10 protein-coding genes are annotated in these 13698 nt (G+C 73.1%); 4 read left to right on the top strand and 6 right to left on the bottom strand.

What is annotated here, in order from left to right:
• Positions 1-49: 49 nt before the first annotated feature.
• The 3 genes from ACIPSC_RS30355 to ACIPSC_RS30365 form a co-directional block, all read right to left on the bottom strand.
• Positions 50-1243 (bottom strand): RtcB family protein, encoded by a 1194-nt coding sequence (locus tag ACIPSC_RS30355; protein WP_400830112.1) that lies wholly within the window; start codon positions 1241-1243, stop codon positions 50-52.
• A gap of 309 nt (positions 1244-1552) precedes the next feature.
• Positions 1553-2944 carry a M16 family metallopeptidase gene (locus tag ACIPSC_RS30360; protein WP_400830116.1) on the bottom strand — a complete coding sequence of 464 codons (1392 nt, stop codon included), beginning with the start codon at positions 2942-2944 and terminating at the stop codon, positions 1553-1555.
• Positions 2941-4284 (bottom strand): M16 family metallopeptidase, encoded by a 1344-nt coding sequence (locus tag ACIPSC_RS30365; RefSeq protein WP_400830117.1) that lies wholly within the window; start codon positions 4282-4284, stop codon positions 2941-2943. The genes ACIPSC_RS30360 and ACIPSC_RS30365 overlap by 4 nt, the downstream gene beginning before the upstream one ends.
• A gap of 229 nt (positions 4285-4513) precedes the next feature.
• On the opposite strand from ACIPSC_RS30365, the gene ACIPSC_RS30370 reads away from it, so the two are divergent.
• Together ACIPSC_RS30370 and ACIPSC_RS30375 are read left to right on the top strand one after the other, a co-directional pair.
• Complete coding sequence (locus tag ACIPSC_RS30370; RefSeq protein WP_400830121.1) at positions 4514-6964, top strand: DNA topoisomerase (ATP-hydrolyzing) subunit A; 2451 nt, start codon at positions 4514-4516, stop codon at positions 6962-6964.
• Between the two features lie 86 nt (positions 6965-7050).
• The gene (locus ACIPSC_RS30375; RefSeq protein WP_400830124.1) at positions 7051-7956 is read left to right on the top strand and encodes a sucrase ferredoxin; all 906 of its coding nucleotides are present in this window, start codon (positions 7051-7053) and stop codon (positions 7954-7956) included.
• A 229-nt stretch (positions 7957-8185) separates the two neighbouring features.
• Here the strand turns inward: ACIPSC_RS30375 and ACIPSC_RS30380 are convergent, their stop codons facing one another.
• The 3 genes from ACIPSC_RS30380 to ACIPSC_RS30390 are packed head-to-tail and all read right to left on the bottom strand — an operon-like array spanning position 8186 to position 11004.
• A complete protein-coding gene (locus tag ACIPSC_RS30380) occupies positions 8186-9259 on the bottom strand; it encodes an ABC transporter substrate-binding protein (protein WP_400830128.1) in 1074 nt (357 codons plus the stop codon).
• A 49-nt stretch (positions 9260-9308) separates the two neighbouring features.
• Complete coding sequence (locus tag ACIPSC_RS30385) at positions 9309-10181, bottom strand: ABC transporter permease (RefSeq protein ID WP_400830131.1); 873 nt, start codon at positions 10179-10181, stop codon at positions 9309-9311.
• The gene (locus ACIPSC_RS30390) at positions 10171-11004 is read right to left on the bottom strand and encodes an ABC transporter ATP-binding protein (protein WP_400830133.1); all 834 of its coding nucleotides are present in this window, start codon (positions 11002-11004) and stop codon (positions 10171-10173) included. Before ACIPSC_RS30390 ends, ACIPSC_RS30385 begins: the two co-directional genes overlap by 11 nt.
• A gap of 221 nt (positions 11005-11225) precedes the next feature.
• Here ACIPSC_RS30390 and ACIPSC_RS30395 point away from each other — a divergent pair, with 221 nt between their 5' ends.
• A complete protein-coding gene (locus ACIPSC_RS30395) occupies positions 11226-12869 on the top strand; it encodes an ATP-binding protein (RefSeq protein ID WP_400830136.1) in 1644 nt (547 codons plus the stop codon).
• Entirely contained in the window at positions 12869-13558 is a 690-nt protein-coding gene (locus ACIPSC_RS30400; RefSeq protein ID WP_313765782.1) for a response regulator, read from the top strand. Before ACIPSC_RS30395 ends, ACIPSC_RS30400 begins: the two co-directional genes overlap by 1 nt.
• Positions 13559-13698: the final 140 nt, after the last annotated feature.

The following is a 13698-nucleotide window of genomic DNA, read 5'->3' on the forward strand; positions in this document are numbered from 1 at the left end:
GGACGCACGACAGCGAGGCCCCCGGGTGTCCCGGGGGCCTCGCTGCGTCTCAGCCCTTGACGCAGACGACCTGCTTCAGGTGGGCGACCACCTCGACCAGGTCCTTCTGCTGCTCGATGACCTTCTCGATCGACTTGTACGCGCCCGGGATCTCGTCGACGACACCGGAGTCCTTCCGGCACTCCACGCCCTTGGTCTGCTCGACCAGGTCCTGGGTGGTGAACCGCTTCTTCGCCGCGTTGCGGCTCATCTTGCGGCCGGCGCCGTGCGAGGCCGAGTTGAACGCCGCCTCGTTACCGAGGCCGCGGACGATGTACGACCCCGTCCCCATCGAGCCGGGGATGATCCCGTAGTCGCCGGATCCGGCCCTGATCGCGCCCTTGCGGGTCACCAGCAGGTCGACGCCGTCGTACCGCTCCTCCGCCACGTAGTTGTGGTGGCAGCTGATCACCTCGTCGAAGGTGACCTTCGCCTTGGCGAACTCGCGGCGCAGGACGTCCTGGAAGAGCACCATCATCAGCGCGCGGTTGTTCTTGGCGTACTCCTGCGCCCAGAAGAGGTCCTGGCGGTAGGCCGCCATCTGCGGGGTGTCCGCGATGAACACGGCGAGGTCGTGGTCGACCAGGCCCTGGTTGTGCGGCAGCGAGCGCGCGACGCCCATGTGGTGCTCCGCCAGCTCCTTGCCGATGTTGCGCGAACCGGAGTGCAGCATCAACCACACAGCACCGGTGCTATCAACACACAATTCTATGAAGTGGTTTCCCCCGCCGAGCGTTCCCATCTGCTGCATGGCCCGTTCGCGGCGCCACTTGACCTCCGGGGCCACCCCGTCGAAGCGCTGCCAGAAGTCGTCCCAGCCCGCCGTCGCGAAGCCGTGCAGCTTGCCCGGGTCGACCGGGTCGGTGTGGAGGCCGCGGCCGACCGGGATGGCCTGCTCGATCTTGGAGCGGAGCCGGGACAGGTCGTCCGGCAGGTCCTTCGCGGTCAGCGAGGTCTTCACCGCGCTCATCCCGCAGCCGATGTCCACGCCGACCGCCGCCGGGCAGACGGCGCCCTTCATCGCGATCACGGAGCCGACGGTCGCGCCCTTGCCCAGGTGGACGTCCGGCATCACGGCGAGGCCGTGCAGCCACGGCAGCGAGCTGATGTTGCGCAGCTGCTGCATGGCCTGGCCCTCGACGGTGGCCGGGTCGGTCCACATCCGGATCGGGACCCGGACGCCGGGCACCTCGGTGTACGACATGGTTGAACGACCTCCAAAGGCCGGTTGGTTCAAGTCTGGGTGTGGTGCCGCGCGAAGAGTCCCGGCGCGGCGCGGGGAAGATCAGGGGCAGTGCTCAGACTGCGGAGGGGCGGCGTCGGGAGGACGGCCTCGGGGAGCGCGCTATGGTCTGCTCGACCCGCATGGTGACCGCCTCCTCTCCGTGTGTGTACCGGCTGCCGGGGGATATCTACCCACAGCGCGGTCGCGCCCCGCAAGGGATTAAACGGCGGCGGGCCCGGCGGAGCGGAGTGCTCCACCGGGCCCTGCCCGTACCGGGGTTCAGCGGCTTCAGGCGCTGATCACGGTGACCTCGCCGAGGCCGAGTCCGCGCACCTGCTCCGCGAACTCCGACGCGTCGCCGACCAGCACGGTGACCAGGCGGTCCGGCGGGAAGGCGGCGACCACGGCGTCGGTGGCGGCGGCGGTGGGGAGCTCGGCCATCTGCCGGTAGACCTCGGCCTGGTAGTCGTCCGGCAGGTGCTGCTCGACCTGGTCGGCCAGGGTGCCGGCGACCGAGCCCGCGGTCTCGTACTTCAGCGGCGCGACGCCGACCAGGTACTGCACGGCCTCGTCGCGCTCGGCGTCGGTGAGGCCCTCGGCGGCGAGGGTGCGCAGGATGGTCCAGGTGTCGGCGAGCGCCGGGGCGGTGGAGGCGGTGTCCACCGAGCCGCTGATCGCGAGCAGCGCGCGGCCGCTGCCGTCGGCGGCGGAGCGCAGCGGCTGGGCGAAGGCCCGGACGCCGTAGGTGTAGCCCTTCTCCTCGCGCAGCACCCGGTCGAGGCGGGAGGTGAGGGTGCCGCCGAGGCAGTAGGTGCCGAGGATCTGGGCGGCCCAGGCGGGGTCGTGGCGGTCGGGGCCGATGCGGCCGATGAGCAGCTGGGTCTGGACCGAGCCGGGCCGGTCGACGATGACGACGCGGCCGGTGTCGTCGGCGGTGACCGGGGCGTGGACGCCGGCCTCGGCCGGGGCGGCGGTCCAGGTGCCGAGGGTGCTCTCCAGCAGCGCGGGCAGGTCGGTGCCGGTGAGGTCGCCGACCACGACGACGGTGGTGGTGGCGGGGCGGACGTGGGCGTCGTAGAACGCCTTGACGCCGCCGCGGTCGATGGACTTGACCGTCTCGGCGGTGCCGCCGCGGGGGCGGGAGAGGCGGTCGGCGCCGTCGAAGAGCTCGGCGTAGAGGGCCTTGGCCGCGCGGCGGGCGGGGTTGGCCTGCTCGTGGACGATCTCGTCGAGGCGGTTGGCGACGAGGCGCTCGATCTCGTCCTCGGGCAGGGCGGGGGCGCGCAGGGCGTCGGCGAGCAGGCTGAGGCCGCGCTGGAGCCGGCTGGCGGGGACTTCGAGAGAGACCCGGATGCAGGGGTGGTCGGCGTGCGCGTCGAGGGTGGCGCCGGCGCGCTCCAGCTCGGCGGCGAACTCCTCGGCGGTGAGGGTGTCGGTGCCCTCGCTGAGGGCGCGGGCGAGGATGCTCGCGATGCCGTCGAGGCCGTCGGGTTCGGCGGCGAGCGGGGCGGCGAGCAGGACGTCGACGGCGACCAGCTGCTGGCCGGGGCGGTGGCAGTGCAGGACGGTGATGCCGTTGCCGAGGGCGGCGCGCTCGGGGGCGGGGAAGGCCCACGGGCTGGGGGTGCCGGGCTCGGGCTGGGGGTGGAACGTCATGGCGGGGACGTGGTCCGTGCTCATGCGGCGGTGCCCTCCTCGTCGGTGGCGGCGGTGGTGTCGGTGTCGTCGGCGGGGGTGGGCTCGTAGACGAGGACGGCCCGGTTGCGCTGGTGCAGGCGGGCCTGGGCGACGGCCTGCACCTCCTCGGCGGTGACGTCGAGCACCTTGGGGAGGGCTTCGTTGAGCAACTTCGGGTCGCCGAAGAGGACGGCGTAGCGGCAGAGTTCGTCGGCGCGGCCGGCGACGGTGGTGAGCCGGTCGAGCCATTCGCGCTCGATCTGGGCCTGGGCGCGCTCGAGTTCGGCGGTGGTGGGGCCTTCGGCGGCGAAGCGGGCGAGCTCCTCGTCGACGGCGGTGTCGATCTGCTCGATGGTGGCGTCGCCGGAGGTCTTGACGTCGAGCCAGCCGAGGCTGGGGGCGCCGGCGAGGCGGAGCAGGCCGAAGCCGGCGGCGACGGCGGTGCGGTCGCGGCGGACGAGGCGGTTGTAGAGGCGGCTGGACTCGCCGCTGCCGAGGATGGTGAGGGCGAGGTCGGCGGCGTCGGCCTCGCGGGTGCCGTCGTGCGGGAGGCGGTAGGCGGCCATCAGGGCGCGGGAGGGGACGTCCTCGCGGATGAGCTCGCGCAGTTCGCTGCCGATGGTGTCGGGCAGGGTGCCGTCGCGCGGGGGCTGCTTGGCGTCGTGGGCGGGGATGGTGCCGAAGTACTTCTCGACCCAGGCGATGGTCTGCTCGGGGTCGATGTCGCCGACGACGGAGAGGACGGCGTTGTTGGGCGCGTAGTAGGTGCGGAAGAACGTGCGGGCGTCCTCCAGCGTGGCGGCGTCCAGGTCGGCCATCGAGCCGATGGGGGTGTGGTGGTAGGGGTGGCCGTCGGGGAAGGAGAGCGCGGTGAGCTTCTCGAAGGCGGTGCCGTAGGGGACGTTGTCGTAGCGCTGGCGGCGCTCGTTCTTGACGACGTCGCGCTGGTTCTCCATCGAGGCGTCGTCGAGCGCGGCGAGCAGCGAGCCCATCCGGTCGGCCTCCAGCCAGAGGGCGAGCTCCAGCTGGTGGGCGGGCATGGTCTCGAAGTAGTTGGTGCGCTCGAAGCTGGTGGTGCCGTTGAGCGAGCCGCCGGCGCCCTGGACGAGCTCGAAGTGGCCGTTGTTCGAGACGTTGGCGGAGCCCTGGAACATCAGGTGCTCGAACAGGTGGGCCAGGCCGGTGCGGCCCTTCACCTCGTGGCGGGAGCCCACGTCGTACCAGAGGCAGACGGCGGCGACCGGGGTGAGGTGGTCCTCGGAGAGGACGACGCGCAGGCCGTTGGCCAGGCGGTGCTCGGTGATGGCGATGCCTCGGGTTGAGGCGGGGGCCGGGTTGGCCATGCGCTCGGGTCCTTCCCGTCGTCGATGTCGGGGTTCGTGTGGCGTCCCCATTGTGGTGCAACGCGCGAAGGGCGCGGATGTGTCCGCGCGGACGGTGCGTTCGCCAGGGGCGGAAGAGGGGCGGCGGCGGGGATTGTCGGCGGGAGGGTCCACAATGGGGGCGCTGAGCCGTGATCCGAAGCAGAGCAGAACCGCAGACGCAGACAAGACGCAAGGGAGCCCCGCCGCGATGGCCCGCCGCAGTTCGCAGACCCCGCCGCCCGGAGATTTCGAGGAGCGGATCCTCGATGTCGACGTCGTGGACGAGATGCAGGGCTCCTTCCTGGAGTACGCCTACTCGGTGATCTACTCGCGCGCGCTGCCGGACGCGCGGGACGGTCTGAAGCCGGTGCACCGGCGAATCCTGTACCAGGCCAACGAGATGGGCCTTCGCCCGGAGCGGGGGCACGTGAAGTGCGCCCGCCTGGTGGGCGAGGTGATGGGCCGGCTGCACCCGCACGGTGACGCGTCGATCTACGACTCGGTCGTGCGCATGGCGCAGCCGTTCTCGATGCGGCTGCCGCTGATCGACGGCCACGGGAACTTCGGTTCGCTGGGCAACGACGACCCGCCGGCCGCGATGCGCTACACCGAGTCGCGGCTGACGGCCGCGTCGATGGCGATGGTGGAGTCGATCCACGAGGACACGGTCGACTTCGGTCCGAACTACGACGGCAGCGAGCAGGAGCCGATGGCGCTGCCGGCCGCGTTCCCGAACCTGCTGGTGAACGGCGCGACGGGGATCGCGGTCGGCATGGCGACCAACATGCCGCCGCACAACCTGTCCGAGGTGGTGGCGGCCGCCCGGCACCTGATCAAGCACCCGAACGCGGACCTGGACACGCTGATGCGGTTCGTGCCGGGTCCGGACCTGCCGACGGGCGGGCGGATCGTCGGCCTGTCGGGGATCCGGGACGCCTACGAGTCGGGCCGCGGCACCTTCAAGATCCGGGCGACGACGACGGTGGAGGCGGTGACGGCCCGCCGCAAGGGCATCGTGGTCACCGAGCTGCCGTACAACGTCGGCCCTGAGAAGGTGATCTCGAAGATCAAGGACCTGGTCAACGCGAAGAAGCTGCAGGGCATCGCGGACGTCAAGGACCTCACCGACCGCGAGCACGGGCTGCGGCTGGTGATCGAGGTGAAGAACGGCTTCGTGCCGGAGGCGCTGCTGGAGCAGCTGTACAAGCTGACGCCGATGGAGGAGACCTTCGGCATCAACAACGTGGCGCTGGTGGACGGCCAGCCGTTGACGCTGGGTCTGAAGGAGCTGCTGGAGGTCTACGTCGACCACCGCTTCAACGTGGTGCGCCGGCGCAGCGACTTCCGCCGGCGCAAGCGCCAGGAGCGGCTGCACCTGGTCGAGGGCCTGCTGGTGGCGCTGGTCGACATCGACGAGGTCATCGCGATCATCCGGTCCAGCGACAACGCGGCGCAGGCGAAGGAGCGCCTGATCGAGCGCTTCTCGCTGTCGGAGACGCAGACGGCGTACATCCTGGACACCCCCCTGCGGCGGCTGACCCGGTTCGACCGGGTGGAGCTGGAGGAGGAGCAGGCGAAGCTGACGTCGGAGATCGCGGAGCTGACGGAGATCCTGGAGTCGGACGCGCGGCTGCGCAGCGTGGTGTCGGGCGAGCTGGGCGCGGTGTCGAAGCAGTTCGGCACCGAGCGGCGGACGGTGCTGCTGGAGGCGGGTGCAGCTCCGTCGGCGGCGCTGTCGGTGCCGCTGGAGGTGGCGGACGACCCGTGCCGGGTGTTGCTGTCGTCGACGGGTCTGCTGGCGCGGACGGCGGACGGCGAGCCGTTCGAGCTGTCGGAGAAGCGGGCGAAGCACGATGTGATCGTGTCGGCGGTGCCGGCCACGGCGCGGGCGGACGTGGGTGTGGTGACGTCGGCGGGCCGGGTGCTGCGGCTGCCGGTGATCGACCTGCCGGCGCTGCCGCCGACGCCGTCGCCGACGCTGGCGGGCGGGGCCGCGGTGGACGAGTTCCTGCGTCTGGAGGCGGGCGAGCGGGTGCTGGCGCTGACCACGCTGGACGAGTCCTCGCCGGGGCTGGCGCTGGGCACCGTGCAGGGTGTGGTGAAGCGGGTGGTCCCGGAGTGGCCGGCGAACAAGGACGAGTTCGAGGTGATCGCGCTCAAGGAGGGCGACGAGCTGGTCGGCGCGGTGGAACTGCGCACGGGTGAGGAGGACTTGGTCTTCATCTCCTCGGACGCCCAGTTGCTGCGCTATCCGGCGGGCCAGGTCCGTCCGCAGGGCCGGCCGGCCGGCGGCATGGCGGGGATCAAGCTGTCGGACGGTGCCCGGGTGCTGTCGTTCACCGCGGTGGATCCGGCGGCGGACGCGGTGGTGGTCTCGGTGGCCGGTGCCTCGGGCACGCTGACCGGCGAGGCGCAGTCGACGTGGAAGGTCACGCCGTTCGAGCAGTACCCGCGCAAGGGGCGGGCCACCGGCGGTGTCCGCTGCCAGCGCTTCCTGCGCGGTGAGGACTTGCTCTCCTTCGCCTGGGCGGGCGCGGCGCCGGCGCGGGCGGCGACGGCCAAGGGCGCCCCGGTCGACCTGCCGGAGCGGGACCCGCGTCGGGACGGCTCGGGCACGCCGGTGACGGCGCCCATCGCGGTGGTGGCCGGCCCGGCGTAGCGGCGCCGGGGACGGGCTGCGGCCCGCGGCGGGACACCTCCGGGTGTTCCGCCGCGGGCTTTTCCGGTACGGGTAGCCTTGCCTGCGTGAGCACGTGTGCGACGTTGTCGCGGGAGCTGTCCGAGCCGCTGGCCGCCACCGCGGCGACCGCCACCACCTGGCTGCTGCTGGAGCAGAACGGTCCGTGGGGGGCCAAGGCGCTGGGTGAGAGCCATCTGGACGCGGCGGTGGGGCGGGCGCTGGAGGCGGCGGCCGCCGGGACCGGGGTTCGGGTGGCGCTGATCCGCCGGCCGGGGCGGCACGCGGACTGTCTGCCGGACGCGCGGCACGAGGTGGTCGTGGCGCACGCGGTGCCGGGCCGGAGCTGGGTGCGCCGGGCGGCGGTGGCCGATCCGGCGGAGCTGCTGGAGCTGGACTTCTCGGCGCTGGGCGCCGGTGATCACGGCGGGTTCGGTGCCGAGCACGTGGGCGGGCCGATCGCGCTGGTCTGCACGAACGGGCGCCGGGACCGCTGCTGCGCGCTGCTGGGGCGGCCGCTGGCGGCGGAGTTGGCGGCGGCCGGGCACAGTGAGGTGTGGGAGGTGACGCACCTGGGCGGGCACCGCTTCTCCCCCACGATGCTGGTGCTGCCGTACGGCTACGCGTACGGGCGGCTGACGGCGGAGAGCGCCAAGGAGGTGCTGGCGGCGACGGCGGCCGGGCACATGGTGCCGGAGTGGTCGCGGGGCCGCTCGGGCTGGGACCGTCCGGGCCAGGCGGCCGAGCATGCGGTGCGGGTGGCCACCGGGGAGACCGCGGTGGACGTGCTGACGGTGGCGCAGCGGCCGGCGGGCGAGGGGCGCTGGCTGGTCGGGGTGGTGCACGAGGACGGCCGGGCCTGGGAGGCCGAGGTGGTCGAGGGTGCGAGCGAGCCGGCCCGGCCGGAGAGCTGTGGCAAGGCGGCGGGGACGCCGTCGCGGATGGACGTGGCGGCGGTCCGGCAGGTGGCGTAGCCGGGGCGCCGGGCCGGCGCGGGCGGGTGCCGGCTGCCGGGCCGGCCCAGGCGGGTGCCGGCTGCCGGCTGCCGGCCCCGCCCTGCCATACCCCGCCCTGCCCCGCCCCGCGACGGCTTCACAGTGCAGCGGCCCCGCGCCCGTGGGGGTGGGCTCGGGACCGCCGGTACGGTGAACGGCCCCGCGCCCGCTGTCCGGGGTGGCGCGGGACCGTTCGGTCGGGGGCGGCTCAGCCGGTGGCGGCCTTGCCGACGAACTCGGTGGTGTAGGTCCGGGCGAGGTCGATCGTGCCCTCCTTGCCCTTGACGTCCGGGTGGAAGGCCGCGAGCACGGCGAGCACCGTCCTGGGGCCGTCCGCGGGCATCACCCCGTCGGTGGTGAACATCGGCAGCGTCGCCTTGATCGCGGCCGCGTACTGCTCGGCCCCGCCCTGCGCGTAGTCGGCGGGCATCTTCGCGGCGATCTCCTCCGGGGTGTGGCCGGACATCCACTTGAGGGTCTTCACGAAGGCGTTGGCGAGCTTCTGGGTGGTGTCCTTGTTCTTCTCCACCCAGTCGGTGTTCATGTAGAGCGAGGACGACGGGTAGAGCCCGCCGAGCGCGTCACGCGAGCCCTGCGGGGTGCGCATGTCGTAGAGGATCTTGCCGAGGCCCTTGTCCAGGATGGTGGCCACCGTCGGGTCGGTGGTCATGCCGGCGTCGATGCTGCCCTGTTGGAGGGCGGCGATGAAGGTCTGGCCGGCGCCGACCGCGATCGGGCTGAACTCGCTCACGGCGGTGCCGTTCTTGACGGCGAGGTACTTGGTGAGGAAGTCGGTGGAGGAGCCGATGCTGGTGACGCCGAGCTTGCGCCCCTTGAAGTCGGCACCGGACCGGATGGCCTCGGCCTGCTTGGTGGAGACGATCTCGACCTCGCCGGGGGCCTGCGAGAACTGGACCACGGACTCGACGTTCTTGCCCTTGGCCTGCAGGTCGATGGTGTGGTCGTAGAAGCCGACCGCGCCCTGGACGTCGCCGGCGAGCAGCGCGGTGGTGGCGTTGACGCCGGCGGGCTCGCTCATCAGCTCGACGTTGACGCCGGCCTCGCCGAAGTACCCGAGGCGCTGGGTGAGCATGGCGGGCAGGTAGATGACCTTGTCCAGGCCGCCGACCATGATCTTGACCTTGGGGCCGTCGACCTGCTGCCCGGCCGGTACGGCGGCGTGGGAGGCGGAGGCGGCGTCGTTGGCGCAGGCGGTGAGGGGGAGCAGCAGGACGGCGGCGAGGGCGGTGGCGGCGGCTCTGCCGGTCGGGTTCGGGCGCATGGGTGGGGGCCTCTCTGCGGAGGGACGGGCGGGGGGGAGGCAGAAGGGGTCAGCGGCCGTCGCCGGATTCGGCCGGCTTCCAGCGGAACAGCTTCTTCTCGGCGAAGGTCAGCAGCCCCTCGGTGAGCAGCGCGACGACGGCCAGGATGGTCATCGCGGCGTACACGCCGGCCGCGTTGAAGGTGCCCTGGGCGGCCGCGACGAGCAGGCCGAGGCCCTTGGTGGCGCCGATGTACTCGCCGACGATGGCGCCGATCAGTGCGAAGCCGAAGCTGACGTGCAGGCTGGTGAAGATCCAGGTGGTGGCGGCGGGGATGACCACCTGGAGGGTGACCTTGCGGTTGTTGGCACCCAGGATGCGGGCGTTAGCGACGAGGTTGCGGTCCACCTCGCGGGCGCCCTGGAAGGCGTTGAAGAAGACCGGGAAGAACACCAGCACGACGGCGGAGGCGACCTTGGAGGCCGGGCCGAGGCCGAACCAGATCAGGAAGATCGGTGCCAGCACGATGCGCGGGATGGCGTTCAGCACCTTGATGTAGGGCCCGAACACGTCGGCCAGGAAGCGGATCCGGCCGAGCGCGATGCCCAGCAGCACGCCGCCGGTGACGCCGAGCACCCAGCCGCTGAGGGCCTCGTAGAGGGTGTAGCCGATCTGTTCGCCGAGCGAGCCCTGGGCGGTGCCGTGGGTGATCCACTGCCAGATCTGCGCCCAGATCCGCGACGGCTGGGAGAAGTTGAACGGGTCGACGACCTCGGTGCGGGCGCAGAGTTCCCAGAGGCCGAGGAAGGCGACCAGGACGGCGGCCCTGGCCCCGTAGACGCTCAACCTGCGGTTGCGGGCGGCCCGTTCGCGGGCCTCGGTACGGCTGGCGGGGGCGGCTGCGGGCCTGGCGGCGGCCGCCACGGTGGTCTCAAGCGGCACGACCCGCTCCTCTCTCGCGGGTGATGCGCACCTCTTCGCCGAGCGAGGCCCAGATCTCGCGGTACAGCTCGACGAACCTCGGTTCCAGCCGGACGGCCTCCACGGTGCGCGGGCGGGGCAGGTCGACGGTGAAGACCTCCTTGACGGTGGCCGGGCCGGCGGTCATCACGACGACCCGGTCGGCCAGCGCGATGGCCTCGTCCAGGTCGTGGGTGACGAAGACGACCGACGAGCCGGTACCGGCCCAGAGCTCCAGCAGCTGGTCGGACATCAGGGCGCGGGTCTGCACGTCGAGCGCCGAGAACGGCTCGTCCATCAGCAGGATCCCCGGGTCGTTGACGAAGGTCTGCGCCAGCGCGACCCGCTTGCGCATGCCGCCGGAGAGCTGGTGGGGGTAGCGGTCCTCGAAGGCGGCCAGGCCGACCCGGGCCAGCCAGTCGCGGGCCCGCTCCCGGGCCTCGGCGGCCGGGACGCCGCGGAACCGCGGGCCGGCCGCGACGTTCGACAGGACGGTCCGCCAGGGGAAGACGGCGTCCTGCTGGAAGACGAAGCCGACCTGCGGGTTGATCCCGCCGACCGGCTCCCCGTACACCCGGACGTCGCCCTCGGTGGGCTCCTCCAGGCCGCTGACCAGCGTCAGCGTGGTGGACTTGCCGCAGCCGGTGGGTCCGACGACGGCGACGAACTCGCCCTGCGCGACGGTCAGGTCGAGATCGCGGACGGCGGTGTGCAGCGCCCCGGACGGGGTGCGGAAGCGCTTGGTGGCGCCGCTCAACTCGATCGCGGGAGCCGGCGTCGGATCCGGCACCGGGGTTGTACTCATGTGACCTCCCGGGTCTGTGCTTGCCCCGGGAGGCTAGGAGCGGGCCGGGCAGCGGCGGGAGCCTTCTCGGCGTAGTGCGGGTTCTCCGCGTTGAGGGGTGTTCTGCTCGTTTTGCTTCCGCTACAACAGCGGGGACGCGGCTGACAGGAGCACCTCGGAAACGTAGGGTGTGCCGACCACAGGACCGACCACAGGGCCGACCACAGGAGAGGAGGCCCCGGATGAAGCACCCCCGCCGCCCCCGCCGGGTCTTCGCCCAGCTCCTGCTGAGCCAGACCGTCGTCACCGTCGGCGTCACCGTGGTGACCGCCGGGCTGTTCCTCGCCCCGGTCAGCTCCGAGCTGGACCACGACGCGATGCAGCGTGCGCTGTCGATCGCCCAGGCCACCGCCGGCGACGAGGCGATCGCCCGGGCCGCCGAGGCCCGCGACTCCGCCACCGCCCAGCGCAACGCCGAGCAGATCCGGCTGGCCACCGGCGCCAGCTTCGTCGTGGTCACCGACGTGGACGGGATCCGGCTCTCGCACACCGACCCGGGCCGGATCGGCCAGCGCGTCTCCACCGACCCCGAGCCCGCGCTCAGCGGCCGCAGCGTCACCGCCATCCAGCAGGGCACGCTGGGCCGCACCGCCCGCGGCAAGGTGCCGCTGCGGACCGCCGACGGGCGGATCGTCGGCGAGGTGTCGGTCGGCATCAGCGACGACTCGATCCGGCGCCGGCTGCTGAAGATGCTCACCGGCATCCTGCTCTGCGCCGGCGCCGGCCTGGCCGCCGGCACCGTCGCCACCCTGGTCCTGGCCCGGCGGCTGAAGCGCCGCACCCACAACATCGCGCTGGCCGACATCTCGGCGCTGCTGGTGGAGCGCGAGGCGATGCTGCACGGCATCCGCGAGGGCATGGTGGCGCTGGACGAGCACGGCCGGATCCGGCTGGCCAACGACGAGGCGGTCCGGCTGCTCGGCCTGCCCGCGGGCAGCACCGGCCGGCCGATCGACGCGGTGCTGCCGCCCGGGCGGCTGGCCGACGTGCTGGCCGGGCGGATCGCCGGCACCGACCTGCCGGCCGTCCGGGACGACCGGGTGCTGGTGGTGAACCGGATGGCCACGGCCGAGGGCGGCGCGGTGGTCACCCTGCGCGACCGCACCGAGCTGGAGTCGCTGGTCCGCGAGCTGGACACCACCCGCAGCCTCACCGAGGCACTGCGGGCCCAGGACCACGAGCACGCCAACCGGATGCACACCCTGCTCGGCCTGCTGGAGCTGGGCCGGCACGACCAGGCCGTGGAGTTCATCTCCGAGCAGTCGGGCTCGCACGCGGCGGTCGCGGCCCGGATCGCCGAGCAGGTCCAGGACCCGCACGTGGCCGCGCTGCTCGCGGGCAAGACCGCGGTGGCGGGCGAGCGCGGCGTCCGGCTGGCGGTCACCCCGGCCACGCACCTGCCGGACGCGGTGGTGGACGCCCGGGCGCTGGTCACCGTGCTCGGCAACCTGATCGACAACGCCGTCGACGCGCTGGCACCGGGCGGCGGCCGGGTGGAGGTGGTGCTGGCCGCCGCCGGCGCCACCCTGCTCGTGGAGGTGTCGGACAGCGGCCCGGGGGTGCCGGAGGGGCTGCGCGAGCGGGTCTTCGAAGAGGGGTGGAGCAGCAAGGACGCACCCGCGCACCGGCCGCGCGGACTGGGGCTGGCCATGGTGCGGCGGCTGGTCGAGCGGACCGGCGGCCGGATCGTGCTCGACGCCGGCCCGCTCGGCGGGGCGCGGTTCACCGTGGAGCTGCCCGAGGCGCTGCACACCGCGGCCCTGCCCGGCGCAGGCCCGGACGCCCGTGGGGACCACCGGCCCACCGGACCTCTCGTGGAGGCGTGATGATCGACGTACTCGTGGTGGACGACGACTTCCGGGTCGCCGACGTGCACGCCGCGTACGTGGCCAAGGTGCCCGGCTTCCGGGTCACCGGCACCGCGCACTCGGCCGCCGAGGCGCTGGCCGCCCTGGAGCGGCGCCCGGTCGACCTGCTGCTGCTCGACCACCACCTGCCGGACGAGACCGGCCTCGCCCTGGTCCGGCGGCTGCGCGAACGGCAGGTGGCCTGCGACGTGATGATGGTGACCGCCGCCCGGGACGTCTCCACCGTGCACGCGGCGATGCAGCACGGCGCCCTGCAGTACCTGGTCAAACCGTTCACCTTCGCCGGCCTGCGGGAGAAGCTCGTCGCCTACGCGCAGCTGCGGCACGCGCTGGCCGGACCGGCCGCCCGCGAGGCCGGCCAGGACGAGGTGGACCGGCTGTTCGCCACCCTGCGCAGCGCGGCGGCCCCGGCGGCCGCGCTGCCCAAGGGGCACTCGGCGCCCACCACCGACCTGGTGCTCGGGGTGCTGCGCCGGGCCGGCCGGCCGCTCTCCGCCCAGGAGGTCGCGGACGCCACCGGGCTCAGCCGCTCCACCGCGCAGCGCTACCTCAAGCAGCTGGAGCGCGACAGCCGGCTGCGGCTGACCCTGCGCTACGGCGACACCGGCCGCCCCGAGCACCGCTACGGGCTGGCCGCCCGCAGCTGACCGGGGACCGGAAGGCCGGCGACAGCTTCGGAGCCGGGGCGGAGCCGAACCCGCCCGAACCCGCCGCCGACGCACCGCGGACGCACCGCCGACGCACCGCCGACGCACCGCCGACGCACCGCGGACGCACCGCGGACGCA

Source organism: Kitasatospora sp. NPDC090091, from assembly GCF_044747365.1.
Taxonomy (GTDB): domain Bacteria; phylum Actinomycetota; class Actinomycetes; order Streptomycetales; family Streptomycetaceae; genus Kitasatospora.